Below are 18763 nucleotides of genomic sequence, written 5' to 3'. Positions count from 1 at the left end.
GCAATCCCCCGTTAGCAACGCGCTATAAATAGCCATCAGTTCCTTTCCGTCAAAATAGTAGAAAAATTCATCACTGCATTTTCTGCTCACATGCGCTATAATTTCGTTCATATGAACAGGAGGGCAATATGACGACTTCTATCTTCACGCCCAAATCACCAGACCATGCGCCAAAATCGCTCATGGTTTATCTGAACCTACCAGAAATGGCCGTGGATGCTCATGAGTGCATTACGGAAGGGTTGAACGTGTCGCTGCTCAAAGACATGGCGGATCTGATACACCTTGATGAGCAACAGCTTTATCGTATGGCGGGTATCGACCGGACCACATACAACCGGCGGGTAAAAAGCCCGGAGAAACGGTTTTCTCCGGAGCAAAGCGCCCGTATTTATCTGCTCGCCCGGACGATTGCCGCAGCCAGTCAGCTGTTCAACGGCAATTCGGAACGAATGGTGGAATGGCTGAATAAACCAGCCAAGGGACTTGGGGGGAAAAAACCTGCCGACCTGCTTTCCACGCCAACGGGGGCGGAAGCCGTTCTGACGCTTATCGGTCAGATTGAGTACGGCGTTATCAGTTAATGGCCGAGCTAAGCTTCTATCGATTAGTAAAACAACGGTATGCGGCAACGGCCTTTGATGGATATGGCGCAAGAACTTACGGCGGACGCTGGAATTCCCCAGGAAGGAGTTGCGTTTATCTTGGCAGCACTAAGGCACTGTGCGTTTTGGAGAGTCTGGTACACCTCGAACTCGAAGATATCGCCCAGGGATACTGTATGCTGAAAATTCTGGTTCCCGAGGAGCTTGTCTCTTCGCTGGATGGCAATGCGCTGCCGGATGACTGGCAGAGCGACCCCGCCCCCCACTCCACGCAACGCATTGGCGACGAATGGCTCGGCAATCCGGCGAATGGCCTTGTGCTGCAGGTTCCCAGCACCATTACCGGCGAGTGGAATGCGTTGCTTAATATAACCCATCCTGCGGCGGCGCTTGCGCTTAACTCCGTTACAACAGAGAGCTTTTTTATCGATCCACGCCTGATTCGGCAGGGATAACCGCCATCTGATGCCGACATCAGAAAGCGTTTTCTTATGCCCTCGGAAGGGCGGTATTTATTTCATCATCCCTGGTTAAGGGAGCCGTTAGTCACGCCGGCGTCTCATATTTGTCCCCAAATTCTTAGCTATCGCGGAAACAAACCGGAAAAGTAGATTAGCGCATATCTTTTAGAAGTAAGCCGATGGCCTCTTTTACCGGCTCAACGCGAATATCCTCAACCCGAGGCCCTTCGTGAATTAAAATATGTTTAACCCCTAACGGATACCAGCGTAAATATTTTTCCGGCCTTGATTCAAATAAAGCGACAACAGGTATCTGCAGGGCCGCGCCAATATGCACCGGGGCGCTATCTGCTGATACGATCACATCCAATTGGCTCATTGCTGCGATTAAATCCGGTACGGTATGCGTTGATACACAACGCGCGTTGATGCCTTTCAATTGCTCGCTAGCGGGCCGATCCCCCGGAGCATGGAAAATAACGAAATCAGCCGCCGCGCCATATTCTAATGAAAGATCATGCCATTTACTCCATGACCAGCGTCGGGCATCCGACTTATTCGATATGAATAAACCGACGCGGGGATTACGCTTTTCCCCCAGAGTTTCAGTCCATTCTTTTTGTAATGCGCTATCGGGATAGATATATAATTTCAAATCATTTATATCCACCGAACCTAACTCCGGGACTAACTCATAGCCGGATAAAACTTCATGCTGCATGACACGTTCTTTAATATGCGATTCAATTCTATCATCAAATCCACTTTCTTCCGTATGCCAACGGCAATCGCCGACATTCAGAAACTTGGCGAATTGAATAGAGCTTTTATTCATACCGCCATTAGGTATCACAAGCAGGTCAAAATTCAGGCTACGTAACTTACAAATCAGTTTGAAACGGTCAATAAATGCGTTTAGCCTTCCAGGCCGGCAGTTCTTTTCAAATTTCTTACTATACACATAGTGATGTACAGCCTGAACATCAGGGTTTCGATCTAATATTGGCGCATTATACTTATTCGCCAGAACATGGATTTCGGCCATCGGCCAGCGCTGTTTTAATGAATGAATAAGTGAAGTAGAACAAACCATATCGCCAAGAAAATCAATTCGTATAACCAATATACGACGCATATCACCTACCCTTCAAATATCTATAGTTAATCACTTGGAACAATCCGGCAAATCGCAGTCAAAAAAGAACCGCTTATTCCATAAGCATCAATAGAGAACTAGCTAACGCTGGCAAACCCGGCAAAAAAACGTACTACGCTGCCCGTGCTTCGCCGTTTCTATCGGCGTTCCGCACACCCGGCAACGCTCCCCCGCCCGTCCGTAGACCTGAAGTTCCTGAGCGAAATATCCCGGTTTTCCATCGGACTGGAGAAAATCGCGCAAGGTCGTGCCGCCTTGCTCAATGGAGCGCAACAGTACCTGTTTAATGGTTTCGGCCAGTAAATGCGCTTCGGCTTCACGCAGCGAACCCGCCGCCCTATCCGGCCGGATGCCGGCTGTAAACAACGATTCGCTGGCATAGATATTCCCCACGCCGACCACTACTTTATTATCCATAATCCACTGCTTAACCAGCGTTTTTTTCCCACGCGAGCGCTGATACAGATAATCGCCGGAAAATATCTCGCTTAGCGGTTCCGGCCCCAGATGCGCAAGCACGGAGCTTTCCTCCGGGTTGTCTGTCCATAGCCAGGCGCCAAAACGGCGCGGATCGGTATAACGTAGAACCTTGCCGCTATCCAGGACCAAATCAACGTGATCGTGCTTACCCGGTTCAATGTACTCAGGCAGGATACGCAGACTGCCGGACATGCCCAGATGGACAATTATCCAGCCGGCGGCCAGTTCAATCAGCAAATATTTGGCGCGCCGATGAACGCCCAGCACAGCCTGATCGCTGAGGGATAAAATTTCGCTGGAAACCGGCCAGCGCAGACGGGAATTGCGAACCTCGGCATAGAGAATGGTATGGCCGACAAGGTAGGGCGAGATGCCCCGCCGGCTGGTTTCAACCTCTGGTAATTCTGGCATGGCTCGGCTCCTGGAACACGTTGATTACATTAACATAAAACAATATATGGCATCGAGCCGCCGTAAAAAATCACCGGGAGTGATTTTAAACGGAGCGGAGCGGCGGCCCGCAGGACAAGCAACAGCAGCCGGGAACGGCTTTAGCGGCGAATACGGCGCCGACCATACCCGCACCTGCCCGCGCAAAGATAATGATTGAGACAGGCAGCCATAAAAAAACCCTGCCGAAGCAGGGTTTTTAGCAATCCGCTAAAATTATTTAATTTTAGCTTCTTTATAGATCACATGTTGACGGACAACGGGATCGAATTTCTTCAATTCCAATTTTTCCGGCTTCGTGCGCTTGTTCTTCGTGGTGGTATAAAAGTGACCAGTACCAGCAGAAGAAACCAGCTTGATCTTCTCGCGAACACCCTTAGCCATGATTCAGTTCCTTAATACTTTTCACCACGGGCACGCAGATCGGCCAGAACCGTCTCAATACCCTTCTTATCGATAATACGCATACCTTTAGCGGATACGCGCAGCGTTACAAAGCGCTTTTCACCCTCAACCCAAAAACGGTGTGAGTGCAGGTTCGGCAGAAAACGGCGTTTAGTCGCGTTCAGTGCGTGGGAACGGTTGTTACCGCTCACCGGGCGCTTGCCAGTAACTTGGCAGACTCGGGACATGTCTATTCTCCAAAAATCAAATCAGCTCGAGCTTCGTATAGGGTATGGCCGCCTCGTCAGGCTCTAGAGCCCATCTCAGCAACTTCACTGAAAAGACTCCGTCATCAGGGTAAACCTGCTGAGATAGGCTCTTAACGCCACACCCAAGATTCTCAAAGGTGGCGTAGTATACGCTCTGAAGCGTAAGTGCTCAAGTCCCGAACAGCTAAAGATCCCTTTGGATCGCGGAAATATCTGTTAAATCCAGCCACGCTCGGCAAAGGAGACGTATTCACCATGCCCAATAACCAGATGATCGAGCACTCGAATATCCAATAACAGGCAAGCTTTAATAATTTGTTCGGTTATCGCACGGTCAGCCTGACTGGGTTCCGCTTTCCCGGACGGATGATTGTGCGCCAGAATCAATGCCGCGGCATTGGATTTCAGTGCTTCACGCACAATTTCCCTCGGGTATACCTCTACGCAGTTAATAGTACCAGCAAACATCTCCTGATGACGAATAACCCGATGCTGATTATCCAAAAACATGACTAAAAATATCTCCCGCTCCTGGCGGGACAGCAATAATTGCAGGTACTGACCGGTGATTTCAGGGCTCAGCATCGCATTCTCTTCCGCCAGACGGGAAGAAAACAGCCGGCGCGACAGTTCCACCACCGCTTTTAACTGCGCATACTTTGAGATGCCGATGCCTTTCGCGCGGCAAAACGCCTCCCGATCTGCGGACATCAGTTGATGGAGCGAGCCAAACTGCGCCAGCAGACTTTCCGCCAACTGCATCACGTTCATGCCGCGTATCCCGGTACGCAAGAAAATCGCCAACAGCTCTGTATCCGTCAGCGTTTCGGCCCCGAAACTCACCAATTTCTCCCGCGGCGCCTGCTTATCTCTCCAGTCCATCAAGCCTCCTTTCCGGCAGAGCGACATCATGACACGGCCCAAATCAAGGCGCGATGCCGGCCGCGACAGGCTGCGAATCGGCTCGCAATTTTGTCAGGGAAGCGGATAGCGTTCTTAAGATTCATCTCCTGAGCCAAGGTTATGATAAAATGACGCCCTCTCTAGGGTTTTTATCGGACCATGATGATGACGGCACTTTCCAGCCCGAACGGGCTCTCTTCTGACAAAGCTCTTATCGGCAAAGGTATTTCAGGCAAACGCATCGTGCTTGGCATCAGCGGAGGCATTGCCGCGTACAAATGTCCCGAACTGGTGAGACGCCTGCGCGACAACGGCGCCGAAGTGCGTGTCGTCATGACTCAGGCCGCCAAGTCCTTTATCACGCCGCTGACGTTGCAAGCCGTATCCGGTCATCCGGTATCAGACGATTTGTTCGATCCGGCGGCGGAAGCCTCCATGGGTCATATCGAGCTGGGAAAATGGGCCGATTTGGTTATTCTGGCTCCGGCGACGGCCGATCTCATCGCGCGTCTGGCCGCGGGCATGGCGAATGACCTGCTGACTACCCTCTGTCTGGCGACATCCGCGCCCGTCGCCGTGGTTCCGGCCATGAACCAGCAGATGTACCGCGCCGCGCCAACGCAGGATAATCTGCGCACGCTCGCCGCGCGCGGTTTACCGATCTGGGGGCCGGACAGCGGCAGCCAGGCGTGCGGCGACGTCGGCCCCGGCAGAATGATTGATCCGCTGGAAATTATTGAACTGGCCCGGCGCCATTTCACCGCCGCCAACGATCTGCAACATCTGAATATTATGATTACCGCCGGCCCGACGCGGGAAGCGTTGGATCCGGTGCGCTTCATCAGCAATCACAGCTCAGGGAAAATGGGATTTGCGATTGCTCAGGCCGCCGCCGACAGAGGGGCGAACGTGACGCTGGTTGCCGGGCCGGTTAACCTCGCCACCCCGGCCAACGTCAGGCGTATCGACGTCGACAGCGCGCTGGAGATGCAACAGGCGGTGATGGCGGAAGCGGCGCAACAGCATATCGTTATCGGCTGCGCGGCCGTTGCGGACTACCGTCCCAAACACATCGCCGGCGAAAAAATCAAAAAGCAGGGTGATGAAATGAGTGTCGCCATGATAAAAAATCCGGATATTATCGCTGATGTCGCCGCCATGAGTGAAAATCGGCCTTATGTCGTCGGGTTTGCCGCCGAAACCCAGAATGTGGAAGAATACGCCCGGCAAAAGCTGGCGCGTAAGAATCTGGATTTGATCTGCGCTAACGACGTCTCCCTTTCCGGGCATGGTTTTAATAGTGAAACCAATGCATTACATCTTTTCTGGCGCAACGGAGACAAGCAGTTACCACAATGCGATAAACGTCTTCTTGGCCAAAACTTAATCGACGAGATTGTCAGCCGTTATGATGAAAAAAATCGACGTTAAGATTGTTGACCCGCGTATTGGACAACAATTCCCGTTACCGACCTATGCTACCCCGGGTTCCGCCGGGCTGGATTTGCGAGCCTGTATGGATCAGGCCATGGAGCTGAAAGCCGGAGCAACCGTATTGATCCCGACTGGTCTGGCGATCCATATCGCCGACCCCAATCTGGCGGCCATGGTTCTGCCGCGCTCCGGACTGGGCCACAAACATGGCGTCGTGTTAGGCAACCTGGTTGGGTTGATCGACTCGGACTATCAGGGACAATTAATGGTTTCCGTTTGGAACCGCGGTCAACAGAACTTCACGATTGAACCGGGCGAACGTATCGCTCAGATGGTTATCGTTCCGGTCGTTCAGGTCGAGTTTAATCTGGTCGACAATTTCGTCAGCAGCGAACGCGGAGAAGGCGGCTTCGGCCATTCGGGCCGTAGCTGACGCGTCTTCGCCCATCACCCGGCAATAGTAAAAAATTCATATAAGCCATAGCGCATCATTGCGACTATGGCGCTAGCGGGTGTTTGTCCGTCAAATTTTTAGCAAGGGTCTTTTCATACATGGCAGAAAAAGCAAATACGAAAAGGAATCGTCGCGAGGAAATTTTGCAGGCGTTGGCGCAAATGCTGGAGTCCAGCGACGGCAGCCAACGCATCACCACAGCAAAGCTGGCCGCGAACGTTGGGGTATCAGAAGCCGCGCTTTATCGGCATTTTCCCAGCAAAACGCGGATGTTCGACAGCCTGATCGAGTTTATTGAGGATAGCCTGACTACCCGCATCAACCTGATTCTGCAGGATGAAAAAGAAACGTTTAACCGTCTGCGTCTGATTTTATTGCTTATCCTGGGGTTTGCGGAGCGCAATCCGGGGTTGACCCGTATTCTGACCGGGCACGCATTGATGTTTGAACAGGATCGGTTGCAGGGCCGGATTAATCAGCTATTTGAGCGTATCGAATCGCAACTGCGCCAGGTGCTGCGCGAGCAAAAGCTACGTGACGGCAAAGGCTTTCAGCATGATGAAACGCTGCTGGCCAGCCAGCTGCTGGCATTTTGCGAAGGCATGCTTTCGCGGTTTATTCGTTCTGAATTCCGCTATCGCCCAACCCAGGAATTTGATACCCGTTGGCCGCTGCTGGCCGCACAGCTGAATTAACATCGCGCTTGTGGCGGAACGCCACAAGTTGGCCGCACGCCGCGGCGATGTTGCTCAATCCGTTATTCCTGCAACGTTACGCTTTCCTCGTCCCACGTGGGCATACGCCCATCGGATATATTTCCGTCATCCTCGCGTCAGCAGGCGGGGAGCCGCTTGCGCAGCGGCTTATGGCTGCATGGGCGGGAACCTATGCAGCCATAACGGGAACGATGGGAAGTTATTGAAAGAACGCGGTAACGATTTTCAGACCGGATCACACGCCATATCGATCGCGGTACGCTTCAACCGCGGCAAGATGATTCGCCAATTCAGGTTTTTCAGCCAGATAGCTGATTAAGTCTCGCAGCGTAATAATAGAAATGACTTTGCACTGGTAGTCCCGTTCGACTTCCTGAATCGCGGAAATGTCGGCACGGCCTTTCTCCTGGCGATCCAGCGCAATCATGACGCCGGCGAGTTGAGCGCCGTGGGCGGCAATAATTTCCATTGATTCGCGGATCGCCGTGCCCGCAGTGATAACGTCGTCAACCAGCATCACCCGTCCCTGCAGCGGGCTTCCCACCAGATTGCCGCCTTCGCCGTGATCTTTGGCTTCCTTGCGGTTAAAGCAGTATGGCAGGTCGCGATCGTGGTGCTCGGCCAACGCCACCGCGGTGGTCGTGGCAATCGGGATGCCTTTGTAAGCCGGCCCGAACAGCAAATCAAACGCAATGCCCGAATCCGCCAGCGCCTCTGCATAAAAGCGTCCCAGCAACGCCAGATCCCGCCCGGTATTGAACAATCCGGCATTAAAGAAATAGGGACTGATGCGCCCTGATTTCAGCGTAAATTCACCGAATTTCAATACCTGCTTGCTGAGCGCAAATTCAATAAACTGGCGCTGATAGGCTTTCATTACTGCATCTCCTGAGATCGTGAGTGAATTGATCGTGGCTGGTCTGTGCCCGTTTTCCGCCGTCCCCGCGCATAGCGCCATCGTCATCCGCGCGGCAGCGGGCGGGATGACCGATGGAACAAATGGGACTGTCGGTTTAAAAAATCAATCGGCCAACGCGGCTTTCTGCGCCTGGATGATGTTCTCAATCCCCCTCGCGCCAGCGCCAGCAAAGACAGCAACTCTTCGTGGGTAAAAGGCTCGCCTTCTGCGGTGCCCTGCACTTCAATCATGCGGCCGTCTTCGGTCATCACCACATTCATGTCGGTTTCCGCGGCGGAATCCTCAATATATTCCAGATCGCAGACCGCTTCGCCGTTGACGATGCCAACCGATACCGCCGCCACCATGCCTTTCATCGGGTTCTTTTTCAACTTGCCGTCGGCGACCATCTTGTTCAACGCATCGGCAAGCGCCACGCATGCGCCGGTAATCGACGCGGTACGCGTACCGCCATCCGCCTGTAACACATCACAATCCAGCGTGATGGTGTACTCGCCCAGCACTTTCAGATCGATGGCCGCCCGCAGCGAACGAGCAATCAGACGCTGAATCTCCATCGTCCGTCCGCCCTGTTTGCCTTTCGCCGCTTCACGGGCGTTACGGCTGTGAGTAGCGCGCGGCAACATACCGTATTCGGCGGTAACCCAACCCTGGCCTTGCCCTTTCAGAAAGCGCGGCACACCCTCTTCAACCGTAGCGTTACATAAAACTTTGGTGTCGCCGAACTCAACCAGAACAGACCCTTCGGCATGTTTGGTGTAATGGCGGGTTAATTTAAGGGGGCGTATTTGCTGTGCACTTCGGCCTGTAGGGCGCATGGATCATCTCCGGCGGGTAAATGTTGACTGGCGCGCATTATACGACCTTAGCGGCGCAATGCCTACCTTGCCCCTCGACAATAACCAAAAGGCATATCCAGCCGGGGGTATAACCTCAGGTTATACCCTACCGATGAACAAGTATTCGTCAACGCCAAAACCGCGTGGAATATTCTTAATCATCACCTACCCATTGATGAGAAAAGCGTCATGTCGATCCTACGACCTTACCTGCCGCTCTTCAGTGAAGAGCCTCAATTTCCGGCGTTAACCACGCCGGCCGCCGCCACGTCTCATCCGCGTCTTATGGGTTTTTCGCAACGCATTGCCATCGGTAGCAGCGTCAAACAGTTCCGGGGGCAAGGTTAATCATGCGCCATATGCAAATCGAAACGGTAAACCTGCCTTTAGCGCGACCTTTCACCATTTCCCGCGGCACCCGCAGCGCCGTCACCGTCGTTCGGGTCACGTTGGAAGAACAGGGATTCATCGGCCAGGGCGAATGTACGCCGACGCCGCACTATGGCGAATCGGCGCAGAGCGTTTGCCAGCAGCTTAACAGCATCACCGAAGCGGTGGAAAACGGCCTCAGTATCGAGCAACTGCAAACCCATTTACCGCCGGGCGCCGCCAGAAACGCGCTGAACTGCGCGCTGTGGCGACTCAAGGCGGCGCTGAAAAAACAGACCCTGTGGCAATGCCTCGACATTCAGCCGCCGAAATCCGTCATCACCGCGGAAACCCTTTCCCTCGACAGCGTGGAAAATATGGCCGCCGCCGCCGCAGACGCGGTTTCCCGCAATACGTTGCTGCTGAAAATTAAGCTGGATCGCGATTTGATTCTGGAAAAAGTCGCCGCCATTCGCGCAGCGGCGCCCGACACCAAACTGATTATCGACGCCAACGAAGCCTGGAGCGGCCTGGATCTCGGCAGCCTGTTTAATGCGCTGACCCGCCACCGGATCGCCATGGTGGAACAACCCCTGCCTGCCGGCAAAGATGATGATTTACTGCGTTTTACCCATCCCATTCCCATTTGCGCGGATGAGAGTTGCCACCACAGCGGCGACGTCGCCGGACTGCGCAACCGTTACGACATGATCAACATCAAGCTGGATAAATGCGGCGGCATAAGCGAAGCGCTGAAAATGGTGGAAGAAGCGCAACTTTACGGCCTACAGGTGATGGTCGGCTGCATGCTGGGTTCATCGATGGCGATGGAAGCCGCGTTGCCGATCGCCACGGCGGCCGAATATGTCGATCTCGACGGTCCCATCTGGCTGGCGGCGGACAGTTCGCCTTACCTGACCTATAACCTCGGCCGCATCTGGCTATGACTCAACCAACCGGAGTGACAATGACGGATATCATGCAAACGGGCGCGGTAGCCGACACGGCACCCGGTGGCGCGTCCCGGCCAGTGCTGGAAATCGACGATTTGAGCGTCAGCTTCAGCGGACGCTCCGGCAAACATCTGGCGCTGAAAGACATCTCATTCGCCCTGAATAAAGGGGAAGTGGTCGCCGTGGTGGGCGAGAGCGGTTCGGGTAAATCCGTCACCTCGTTAACCGTAATGGGCCTGCTGGCCGATGCCGCCAACATTGAACGGGGCAGCATTAATTTTACCGCCCGCGACGGAAAGCGGCATAACCTGTTGAATATGAAAGCCGACCAGCGCCGCCGGCTACGCGGCCCTGAAATGGCGATGATCTTTCAGGAGCCGATGACGTCGCTGAATCCGGTGCTTAAAGTCGGCGATCAATTAACGGAAGCGCTGTGCGACCACCATATTTGCGATCGGGCCAGCGCGGATAAGAAAGCGCGCGAACTGCTGCGCAAGGTGCGCATCGCCGATGTCGATCGGGTGATGCAAAGCTATCCTCATTCGCTTTCCGGCGGCATGCGCCAGCGGGTGATGATCGCCCAGGCGCTGGCCTGCGATCCGCAGTTGCTGATCGCCGATGAACCCACCACCGCGCTGGATGTCACCGTGCAGGCGCGTATTCTGCAAATTCTGCGCGATCTGCAACAGCAAAGCGATATGGCCGTGCTGTTCATCACGCACGATATGGGCGTGGTGGCGGAAATCGCCGATCGCGTGGTGGTGATGTATCAGGGCGAAGTGGTGGAGCAAGGCGACGTTGAGCAGATTTTCGCCCGGCCGCAGCATCCTTATACCCGCTCGCTGCTGGCCGCCGTGCCCAAGCTGGGCGATATGCGTGAAAGTAGCTGGCCGAAACGCTTCCCGCTGCTCGGCCAGCAGTCCGACGATGATAATAGCGAACAGATCACGGCCCGCTACGACGCCGACCCGCTGCTGGATATCCGCGGCCTGCGCGTCTACTACCCCGTGCGCAGCGGGATCTTCTCCGCCGTTACCCACCATGTTCATGCCGTAGAGCAAATCGACTTCAACGTCTGGCCGGGCGAAACGCTGGCCATTGTCGGCGAAAGCGGCTGCGGCAAATCCACCACCGGACGGGCGTTGCTGCGCCTGGTGCAGAGCGAAGCTGAGAGCATTTATTTTCAGGGGCAAGAGATTTCCCTGATGAAAGACAGCGAGTTTCAACCGCTGCGCCGTGAAATCCAGATGGTATTCCAGGATCCCTATGCCTCGCTCAACCCGCGCCTCACCGTGGGCTTTACCATCGCCGAGCCGCTGATGCTGCACGGGCTGGTGAAATCGCTGGAAGAGGCCACGCCGCAGGTGCAGGCGTTATTGAAAAGCGTGGGCCTGCAGCCTGAACACGCGCGCCGTTATCCGCATGAATTTTCCGGCGGCCAGCGTCAGCGCATCGCGATAGCCCGCGCCATGGCGCTGAAACCGAAGGTCATTATTGCCGATGAAGCCGTGTCCGCGCTGGACGTTTCCATTCAGGCGCAGGTGGTCAACCTGATGATGGATCTGCAAAAAAATACCGGCGTCTCCTGGATTTTCATCTCTCACGATATGGCCGTCGTCGAGCGTATCGCCAACCGGGTCGCCGTGATGTACCTCGGTCAGATTGTGGAAATCGGCCCGCGTCAGTCGGTGTTCAACGCGCCGCAGCATCCCTACACCCGCCGTTTGCTGGCGTCCGTCCCTGTCGCCGATCCCGCTCGGCGCGGTACGCGCCAGCTTGACGACAGTGAAATTCCCTCTCCGCTGCGCAAAGCCGGCGAGAGCGTTGCCAAAACGCGCTATCGACAGGTGGCGCCGCACCATTGGGTGGCGGACAGTGGACCCGATGCCCAACCCATGAGTTAACACTCTTTTATCGTATATCTATCGCTAACCAGGAGACACCATGAAGCTATTTGTTCGCAAAACCGCGGTTGCCCTCGGGCTCTCATTGTGTCTGGCGGCCGTTGCCCAGGCACAGGATCTTCGTATTTCCATCTACGCCGATATTACCGGGTTGGATCCGCACGACACTTCCGATACGCTGAGCTATTCCATTCAGAGCGGTATTTTTGAGCGCCTGTTTCAGTTTGATAACAAAATGAAACTGGAGCCCAGACTGGCTACCGGCTACACCAGCAATGACGACGCTACCGAATTCGTCATCACCCTGCGCGAGGGGATCACCTTCCAGGACGGCACCCCGTTCAACGCCGACGCGGTTAAAGCCAACCTCGACAGACTGGCCGATCAGACTAAAGGTTTGAAACGCAACAGTCTGTTTAAAATGATCAAAACGGTTACGGTCGTCTCCCCTACCGAGGTAAAAATCGATCTTAACCAGTCGTTCGGCGCCTTTATTAATACCCTGGCGCACCCTTCCGCCGTGATGCACAGCCCGGAAGCGCTGAAAAAATATCCTGACGAAGCCCAGCTGCGTCTCCATCCGGTCGGCACCGGCCCGTTCAAATTCGACGCCTGGCAGCAGGGTAAAGACGTGAAGCTGGTGAAATACGACAACTACTGGCAGCAAGGCTGGCCGAAAGTCGACAGCGTGACCTTCTTCCCGGCGCCGGAAGACTCCACCCGCGTGGCGTCGCTGAAGTCCGGTCAGGTCGACGCCATCTATCCGTTGCCGTCCGATCTGCTGAACGCGGTGCAAAGCGACGCCAAGCTGGCGGTACAGCGCGATGAAGGGATTTATCTCTACTACATGTCGCTCAATACCCAGCACAAACCGTTGCAGGATGTGCGCGTGCGTCAGGCGATCAACTACGCCATCAACCGCGATATGTGGTTGAAAGTCGGATTCGCCGGCATGGGCGTACCCGCCACCTCGGCTATGCCGCCTAACGTTCAGTTCTATCAGAAGCAAGCCACGCCGGATTACAGCTACAACCCGGAGAAAGCCAAGGCGCTGCTGAAAGAAGCCGGTTACGCCAACGGGCTCGATCTGAAACTGTGGACCACCAACGCAACGGCGGCGGTTCGTAGCGCACAGTTCCTCAAACAGCAACTGGCTCAGGTCGGCATCCGCGCCACCGTCACCCCGATGGACTCCGGCGCGCGCAACGCCAAGCTGTGGGGCGTGCAGGATCCGAAACAGGCGGAATATGACCTCTACTACGGCGGCTGGTCAACCTCCACCGGCGATGCCGACTGGGCGCTGCGTCCGCTGTTCGCCACCGAATCCTGGGTGCCGACCGCCTATAACGTCTCTTACTACAGCAACCCTGCGGTAGATAAAGCCATTATGGCCGGTCTGCAAACCGCCGACCCGGCGAAGCGCTCCACGGCGTATGCCGAAGCGCAAAAGCTGATTTGGCAGGATGCGGCCGTCGCCTTCCTCGGCTCGCCGGATAACCTGGTGGGGAAAGCGAAAAACCTGTCCGGCGTTTATATGCTGGCGGATGGCTCGCTGATCTTCGATCAGGCGGAATTTAAGTAACAGACTCGGGGAGCACACCATGTTTGCCTATATCGTTCGACGTTTGCTGGAAATGATCCCGGTTCTGCTGGTGGTCTCCCTGTTAGTGTTCGGCTTTATCAAACTGCTGCCGGGCGATCCGGCGCGCATTTACGCCGGGGCCGACGCCCCGATTGAAGCGGTGGAAGCGGCGCGTCAGCAGTTGGGGCTGAACGATCCGCTGCCGCAGCAATACGTTAACTGGCTCAGCGGCCTGTTTAAAGGCGATTTGGGCGTCACTTACCGCACCCAGCAGCCGGTTATCGAGGTGATCGGCAAAAGTTTTATGCCCACCATGTGGCTGGCGCTGGCCGGTTTTGCCTGGTCGGTAGTATTGGGCCTGCTGGTCGGCGTCGTTTCCGCGCTAAAACGGGGCAAATGGCAGGATTGGACATTAATGAGTTTCGCCATCGGCGGAATCTCCATGCCGCCGTTCTGGCTGGGTTTACTGTTGATCCAGTTTGTCGCCATGCCGTTCGGGATATTCTCCGTCAGCGGCTTTAATCAGCCTAGCGATATCATCCTGCCGGCGCTCACGCTGGGCGCATCGGTGGCGGCGGTGATGGCGCGTTTTACCCGCTCCGCTTTTCTGGAAGTCGCACAGGAAGACTATGTGCGCACCGCCCGTTCCAAAGGGCTGCGCAACCGGCTGATCACCTGGAAACATGTGATGCGTAACGCGCTTATCCCGGTAATCACCATGCTGGGGCTACAGTTCGGCTTTCTGCTCGGCGGCTCCATCGTGGTGGAAAGCGTATTCAGTTGGCCGGGACTGGGCTGGCTGTTGATAGAATCCATCAAAACGCAGGATCAGCCGGTTATTCAGGCGCTGGTCATGCTGTTCGTTTTCGAATTTATTGTCATTAACCTGTTGGTGGACCTGCTGTATGCGGTGGTCAATCCGGCGATTCGCTTACGTTAGGAGATAAGATGAACCTTCCTTCCGAGCCCGCCGTGGCGGCTGCGACCCTTGACGAAAATACCATTCGTTCGCCCTGGCGCGATTTCGTCCAGGTGTTTATCCGTAATCCGATGGCGCTGGCCTCCGGCGGATTTATTTTGCTGTTGATCCTGGTGGCCCTATTGGCGCCCTGGCTGGCACCGTACAACCCGCAGGAGCCAGACTGGATGGCGCTATCTTCTCCCCCTTCGGCGGCCCACTGGATGGGAACCGATGACCTGGGGCGCGACGTGATGAGCCGAATTATCTATGGCGCGCGTATTTCATTGTATATCGGCATTTTCTCCGTCACGCTGGGTATGCTGGTGGGTATTGTATTGGGTCTGCTGGCCGGGTATTACGGCCGCTGGATCGATATGCTGATCATGCGCGGCTCCGACGTGCTGTTCGCTTTTCCCGGCATGCTGCTGGCGATTGCCGTGGTGGCGATCCTCGGTCCGGGATTGAATAACGTGATTATTGCCGTCGCCATCTTCAGCGTGCCGGTCTTCGCCCGCATTGTGCGCGCCTCCACGCTGTCGCTGAAACAGGCGGCCTATGTCGAGGCGGTGCGCTGCGCCGGCGCGCCGGACCGCATTGTGCTGATGCGCCATGTTCTGCCGGGTACGCTGCCCAGCGTGATCGTCTATTTCACCATGCGTATCGGCACCAGCATTCTGACCGCCGCCAGCCTCAGTTTTATCGGCCTCGGCCCGGAGCCGGACGTTCCCGAATGGGGTAATATTTTGGCCATGAGCCGCAGCCTGATGATGGCCGGCCAGTGGCACGTCAGCGTGTTCCCCGGTCTGGCTATTTTTTTCACCGTACTGGCTTTCAACCTGCTGGGCGATGCGCTGCGCGATACGCTCGATCCCAAATTGAAAAGCTAAGGAACCGACATGGCACCCTATCAACAGGAACAAATAGCGCTGCTGTTACGCCGCTGGCGGGAACAGGGGCGGCTAGGCACGCCCCGCGGCGCCAGCGGGCCGCGCAATAGCATCAGCGACGTAGCGGGCGTGCGCGTAGGGCACGCTACGCTGGCGAAAGGCGAAACGCAGACCGGCGTCACCGCGATTGTGCCGGCCGGCAGCAACCTGTTCGCCCATCCCCTGCCCTGCGGCGCCGCGGTATTGAACGGTTTCGCCAAGCCCGTCGGACTGGTGCAGATTGAAGAGCTCGGCCTGTTGCAGACCCCGATTCTGCTTAGCAATACGCTGGCCGTGGGAACGCTGTTTACCGCGCTGGCGCGCGACGCGATTGCCCATAACCCCGAACTGGGCCGCACCCTTCCCACCGTGAACCCGCTGGCGCTGGAGTGCAATGACGGCTGGCTGAACGATATTCAGGCGCTGGCCGTGACCGAGCATATGGCGCGCGAGGCGCTGGAATGCGCCGAAGAAACCTTTGAACGCGGCAGCGTCGGCGCGGGCCGCGGCATGAGCTGTTTCGGTCTGAAAGGCGGTATCGGCACCGCGTCGCGCCGCATCCCGGAACTGGGCGCCACGCTCGGCGTGCTGGTGCTGGCGAATTTCGGCGCGCTCTCCGCGCTAACGCTGGACGGCGTACAGATCGGCGAAGCCATCGCGCCGCTATTGCCTGAGCTGGCGCCGCAACAGGACGCCGGTTCGATCATCATTATTATGGCGACGGACGCGCCGCTGGATGCCCGCCAGCTTAAGCGCATCGCCAAACGCGCCGGCGCGGGGTTAGGCCGACTGGGCAGCTACTGGGGCCACGGTTCCGGCGATATCTCCGTCGCATTCTCCACCTGTCCGCAGCCGCAGCCGCCGGCGGACAATCAGCTTGAGCCGCTGCTGAGCGCCGCAGCCGACGCCACCGAACACGCGGTGCTGGACGCCCTGTTAAGTGCGGATGCCGTGACGGGTTTCCGCGGGCACTACCGCCCGGCGCTACGTCAGGTGCTGGATCGTCTGGTAAAAGAGTTATCTGATTAAGGAATTGGTCATGAAGGTTTTCATTTCGGCAGATATTGAGGGTATTGCCGGCGTAATGCGCCCGGAGCAGTGCAGCCCTGGAGCGGCGGAATATCAGCTCGCCCGAGGACTGATGGAGCAAGAAGTCAACGCCGCGATTGACGGCGCATTCGCCGGCGGCGCCGCTGAAGTGGTGGTCGCCGACAGCCATGCCGCCATGGTGAATCTGCGGGCGGAGAACATCGATCCCCGCGCCCGTCTGGTTCAGGGTAAGCCGCGCGGCCTGTCCATGGTCGAAGGTCTGGAACAGCAGCAGTTCGACGGCATGATGTTTATCGGCTATCACAGCGCCGCCGGCGAATTCGGCGTGCTGGCCCACACCATCAACGGACGGGCGTTTTACCGGGTGCGCATTAACGGCGAGATCATGGGCGAAAGCGATATCTATGCCGCGGCGGGCGCCGAATACAACACGCCGCTCTGGCTGGTCAGCGGCGATGATACGCTGCAACAGTGGATCGCCCGTTATTATCCCGACGCCGCTTATGCCTGCGTAAAACGCGCCATTTCGCAAAATGCGGCCGAGTCGCTCAGCCCGGAATCCGCCCGTCAGCTTATTCGGCAGTCCGCCATGCAAGCGGTGCGAAACGCCCACAACCGCGTGACATCACGTATTCAAGCGCCCTATCGCCTTGAGCTGATGGTGGCGAAACCGGTACTGGCGGATCTGTTTTGCCTGCTCCCCGGCATAGCGCGGCAGGATGCCGTCACCGTCGGTTATACCGCCCAGAGCATGGCAGAACTGATTAGCCTGTTAAGCGCGTTTTCTTACCTGGCGACGACGCAAAATTGATATGCGCCGTCATTTCCGCTTCCTCCGTTCTAACCTATTGAAAAGAGAAATTGCAGCATGGGAAAAGCAGTAATTGTGATCCACGGCGGAGCCGGCGCGCTGACCCGCGCGGCGATGAGCGCGGAGAAAGAGCAACGCTACCTCGCCGAACTGCGCGCGATCGTCGCCAGCGGACAGCAGATTCTGGCGCAGCGCGGCAGCGCGCTGGATGCAGTGACCGAAGCCGTTAGGCTGCTGGAAGAGTGTCCGCTGTTTAACGCCGGGCACGGTTCGGTATTTACCCAAAATGAAACCCACGAGCTGGACGCCAGCATTATGGATGGACGCACGTTGAACGCGGGAGCGGTCAGTTGCGTCAGCCATATCCGTAATCCCGTGCGGGCGGCCAGAACCGTGTTGGAAAGCAGTCAGCACGTGATGTTTACCGCCGCGGGCGCGGAGGATTTTGCCCGTCAGCACCATTTAGACATGGTGGAACCGGACTTTTTCTCCACCGAAGAACGCCGCCGCCAGTTGCACAACGCCCAATCAGGAACAGGGCAGGTGATACTGGATCACGACGGTCAATCCCAGGATCCTATCGATCCCGATCGCAAGTTCGGCACCGTCGGCGCTGTGGCGCTGGATAGCAACGGCAATCTGGCGGCGGCCACCTCTACCGGCGGCATGACCAATAAACAAGCCGGACGCGTAGGCGATAGCCCTATTATCGGCGCCGGCTGCTATGCCAATAACCAGACCTGCGCCGTTTCCTGCACCGGCACCGGCGAAATTTTCATGCGCACCGTCGCCGCCTACGATGTCTCGGCGCTGATGGAGTATGCCGGGTTGTCGCTGCAACAGGCCGCCGACCGCGTGGTGATGGAGAAGCTGAAGCGGCTGGAAGGCAGCGGCGGCCTGATCGCCGTCGATGGCGACGGCAACATCGCGCTGCCGTTCAACAGTGAAGGCATGTATCGCGGTTACGGTTATGTCGGGGGAGATCCGGTAGCCAGTATTTATCGGTGATGTGCAATAAGCGGTTCGGGTAGGCTCCTCTGAAGAGCGGGAGTTTGCTGGTTCCAACCCCACCCCAACCCTCCCCTTCCCAGGGGAGGGAGTAAACCCAGTGTTTAACGAATTATCTCCTACCCCTGA

The 18763-nt window shown here is 56.4% G+C and carries 20 protein-coding genes and 1 pseudogene; 14 read left to right on the top strand and 7 right to left on the bottom strand.

Annotated features, from left to right (window positions below; genetic code table 11):
• Positions 1-128: 128 nt before the first annotated feature.
• Both parS and HC231_RS00875 read left to right on the top strand, forming a co-directional pair.
• Positions 129-584: a type II RES/Xre toxin-antitoxin system antitoxin gene (gene parS, locus HC231_RS00880; protein ID WP_208229316.1), complete on the top strand. Its 456-nt coding sequence runs from the start codon at positions 129-131 to the stop codon at positions 582-584.
• Entirely contained in the window at positions 584-1060 is a 477-nt protein-coding gene (locus tag HC231_RS00875) for an RES family NAD+ phosphorylase (protein ID WP_208229315.1), read from the top strand. The genes parS and HC231_RS00875 overlap by 1 nt, the downstream gene beginning before the upstream one ends.
• Positions 1061-1217: 157 nt before the next feature.
• Here HC231_RS00875 and HC231_RS00870 read toward each other — a convergent pair whose 3' ends face one another.
• From HC231_RS00870 to radC, 5 genes are all read right to left on the bottom strand, one after another.
• Positions 1218-2201 carry a glycosyltransferase family 9 protein gene (locus HC231_RS00870; RefSeq protein WP_208229314.1) on the bottom strand — a complete coding sequence of 328 codons (984 nt, stop codon included), beginning with the start codon at positions 2199-2201 and terminating at the stop codon, positions 1218-1220.
• Between the two features lie 102 nt (positions 2202-2303).
• Positions 2304-3113, bottom strand: coding sequence for a bifunctional DNA-formamidopyrimidine glycosylase/DNA-(apurinic or apyrimidinic site) lyase (mutM, locus tag HC231_RS00865; RefSeq protein ID WP_208229313.1), 810 nt, complete (start codon positions 3111-3113; stop codon positions 2304-2306).
• Positions 3114-3368: 255 nt separating this feature from the next.
• The gene (rpmG, locus tag HC231_RS00860; protein ID WP_004392084.1) at positions 3369-3536 is read right to left on the bottom strand and encodes a 50S ribosomal protein L33; all 168 of its coding nucleotides are present in this window, start codon (positions 3534-3536) and stop codon (positions 3369-3371) included.
• Between the two features lie 11 nt (positions 3537-3547).
• A complete protein-coding gene (gene rpmB / locus HC231_RS00855; RefSeq protein WP_208229312.1) occupies positions 3548-3784 on the bottom strand; it encodes a 50S ribosomal protein L28 in 237 nt (78 codons plus the stop codon).
• 237 nt (positions 3785-4021) lie between these two features.
• A complete protein-coding gene (gene radC / locus HC231_RS00850) occupies positions 4022-4687 on the bottom strand; it encodes a RadC family protein (protein WP_208229311.1) in 666 nt (221 codons plus the stop codon).
• A 186-nt stretch (positions 4688-4873) separates the two neighbouring features.
• Here radC and coaBC point away from each other — a divergent pair, with 186 nt between their 5' ends.
• From coaBC to slmA, 3 genes are all read left to right on the top strand, one after another.
• A complete protein-coding gene (gene coaBC, locus HC231_RS00845; protein WP_208231176.1) occupies positions 4874-6139 on the top strand; it encodes a bifunctional phosphopantothenoylcysteine decarboxylase/phosphopantothenate--cysteine ligase CoaBC in 1266 nt (421 codons plus the stop codon).
• Entirely contained in the window at positions 6117-6575 is a 459-nt protein-coding gene (dut, locus tag HC231_RS00840) for a dUTP diphosphatase (RefSeq protein ID WP_208229310.1), read from the top strand. Before coaBC ends, dut begins: the two co-directional genes overlap by 23 nt.
• Positions 6576-6694: 119 nt before the next feature.
• On the top strand, positions 6695-7291 hold the full coding sequence (gene slmA / locus HC231_RS00835; protein ID WP_208229309.1) for a nucleoid occlusion factor SlmA: 597 nt from the start codon (positions 6695-6697) through the stop codon (positions 7289-7291).
• A gap of 256 nt (positions 7292-7547) precedes the next feature.
• Here the strand turns inward: slmA and pyrE are convergent, their stop codons facing one another.
• Positions 7548-8189, bottom strand: coding sequence for an orotate phosphoribosyltransferase (gene pyrE / locus HC231_RS00830; protein ID WP_208229308.1), 642 nt, complete (start codon positions 8187-8189; stop codon positions 7548-7550).
• A 144-nt stretch (positions 8190-8333) separates the two neighbouring features.
• Positions 8334-9049, bottom strand: a pseudogene (gene rph / locus HC231_RS00825) (ribonuclease PH).
• Between the two features lie 210 nt (positions 9050-9259).
• Here rph and HC231_RS00820 point away from each other — a divergent pair.
• Genes HC231_RS00820 through HC231_RS00780 form a run of 9 tightly spaced genes read left to right on the top strand, consistent with a single transcriptional unit; the run spans position 9260 to position 18634 of the window.
• The gene (locus HC231_RS00820; RefSeq protein WP_208229307.1) at positions 9260-9418 is read left to right on the top strand and encodes a hypothetical protein; all 159 of its coding nucleotides are present in this window, start codon (positions 9260-9262) and stop codon (positions 9416-9418) included.
• 2 nt (positions 9419-9420) lie between these two features.
• Positions 9421-10386: an N-acetyl-D-Glu racemase DgcA gene (dgcA, locus tag HC231_RS00815; RefSeq protein WP_208229306.1), complete on the top strand. Its 966-nt coding sequence runs from the start codon at positions 9421-9423 to the stop codon at positions 10384-10386.
• Between the two features lie 20 nt (positions 10387-10406).
• Positions 10407-12296, top strand: coding sequence for an ABC transporter ATP-binding protein (locus HC231_RS00810; RefSeq protein ID WP_208229305.1), 1890 nt, complete (start codon positions 10407-10409; stop codon positions 12294-12296).
• A 40-nt stretch (positions 12297-12336) separates the two neighbouring features.
• Complete coding sequence (locus tag HC231_RS00805; RefSeq protein ID WP_208229304.1) at positions 12337-13878, top strand: glutathione ABC transporter substrate-binding protein; 1542 nt, start codon at positions 12337-12339, stop codon at positions 13876-13878.
• 19 nt (positions 13879-13897) lie between these two features.
• Entirely contained in the window at positions 13898-14818 is a 921-nt protein-coding gene (locus tag HC231_RS00800; protein WP_208229303.1) for an ABC transporter permease, read from the top strand.
• 8 nt (positions 14819-14826) lie between these two features.
• Positions 14827-15726 (top strand): ABC transporter permease subunit, encoded by a 900-nt coding sequence (locus HC231_RS00795; protein WP_208229302.1) that lies wholly within the window; start codon positions 14827-14829, stop codon positions 15724-15726.
• Positions 15727-15735: 9 nt separating this feature from the next.
• Positions 15736-16794 carry a DmpA family aminopeptidase gene (locus HC231_RS00790; protein ID WP_208229301.1) on the top strand — a complete coding sequence of 353 codons (1059 nt, stop codon included), beginning with the start codon at positions 15736-15738 and terminating at the stop codon, positions 16792-16794.
• A gap of 10 nt (positions 16795-16804) precedes the next feature.
• Positions 16805-17626, top strand: a complete 822-nt coding sequence (locus HC231_RS00785; RefSeq protein ID WP_208229300.1) for a M55 family metallopeptidase — start codon at positions 16805-16807, stop codon at positions 17624-17626.
• A 57-nt stretch (positions 17627-17683) separates the two neighbouring features.
• On the top strand, positions 17684-18634 hold the full coding sequence (locus HC231_RS00780) for an isoaspartyl peptidase/L-asparaginase family protein (RefSeq protein WP_208229299.1): 951 nt from the start codon (positions 17684-17686) through the stop codon (positions 18632-18634).
• The last annotated feature ends 129 nt before the right edge of the window (positions 18635-18763 follow it).

Origin of the sequence: Brenneria izadpanahii, assembly GCF_017569925.1 — a bacterium.
GTDB lineage: Bacteria > Pseudomonadota > Gammaproteobacteria > Enterobacterales > Enterobacteriaceae > Brenneria > Brenneria izadpanahii.
The sequence above is the reverse complement of the archived record's forward strand: the minus strand, read 5'-3'. Positions and strand labels throughout refer to the sequence as shown.

Coding starts and splice junctions, on each gene's coding strand:
- HC231_RS00870 (WP_208229314.1), bottom strand. CDS start 2,201: ATGCGTCGTATATTGGTTATACGAATTGATTTTCTTGGCGATATGGTT.
- HC231_RS00805 (WP_208229304.1), top strand. CDS start 12,337: ATGAAGCTATTTGTTCGCAAAACCGCGGTTGCCCTCGGGCTCTCATTG.
- HC231_RS00820 (WP_208229307.1), top strand. CDS start 9,260: ATGTCGATCCTACGACCTTACCTGCCGCTCTTCAGTGAAGAGCCTCAA.
- rpmB (WP_208229312.1), bottom strand. CDS start 3,784: ATGTCCCGAGTCTGCCAAGTTACTGGCAAGCGCCCGGTGAGCGGTAAC.
- parS (WP_208229316.1), top strand. CDS start 129: ATGACGACTTCTATCTTCACGCCCAAATCACCAGACCATGCGCCAAAA.
- dgcA (WP_208229306.1), top strand. CDS start 9,421: ATGCGCCATATGCAAATCGAAACGGTAAACCTGCCTTTAGCGCGACCT.
- coaBC (WP_208231176.1), top strand. CDS start 4,874: ATGACGGCACTTTCCAGCCCGAACGGGCTCTCTTCTGACAAAGCTCTT.
- HC231_RS00875 (WP_208229315.1), top strand. CDS start 584: ATGGCCGAGCTAAGCTTCTATCGATTAGTAAAACAACGGTATGCGGCA.
- rpmG (WP_004392084.1), bottom strand. CDS start 3,536: ATGGCTAAGGGTGTTCGCGAGAAGATCAAGCTGGTTTCTTCTGCTGGT.
- mutM (WP_208229313.1), bottom strand. CDS start 3,113: ATGCCAGAATTACCAGAGGTTGAAACCAGCCGGCGGGGCATCTCGCCC.
- HC231_RS00795 (WP_208229302.1), top strand. CDS start 14,827: ATGAACCTTCCTTCCGAGCCCGCCGTGGCGGCTGCGACCCTTGACGAA.
- radC (WP_208229311.1), bottom strand. CDS start 4,687: ATGGACTGGAGAGATAAGCAGGCGCCGCGGGAGAAATTGGTGAGTTTC.
- pyrE (WP_208229308.1), bottom strand. CDS start 8,189: ATGAAAGCCTATCAGCGCCAGTTTATTGAATTTGCGCTCAGCAAGCAG.
- slmA (WP_208229309.1), top strand. CDS start 6,695: ATGGCAGAAAAAGCAAATACGAAAAGGAATCGTCGCGAGGAAATTTTG.
- HC231_RS00785 (WP_208229300.1), top strand. CDS start 16,805: ATGAAGGTTTTCATTTCGGCAGATATTGAGGGTATTGCCGGCGTAATG.
- HC231_RS00800 (WP_208229303.1), top strand. CDS start 13,898: ATGTTTGCCTATATCGTTCGACGTTTGCTGGAAATGATCCCGGTTCTG.
- dut (WP_208229310.1), top strand. CDS start 6,117: ATGATGAAAAAAATCGACGTTAAGATTGTTGACCCGCGTATTGGACAA.
- HC231_RS00790 (WP_208229301.1), top strand. CDS start 15,736: ATGGCACCCTATCAACAGGAACAAATAGCGCTGCTGTTACGCCGCTGG.
- HC231_RS00810 (WP_208229305.1), top strand. CDS start 10,407: ATGACGGATATCATGCAAACGGGCGCGGTAGCCGACACGGCACCCGGT.
- HC231_RS00780 (WP_208229299.1), top strand. CDS start 17,684: ATGGGAAAAGCAGTAATTGTGATCCACGGCGGAGCCGGCGCGCTGACC.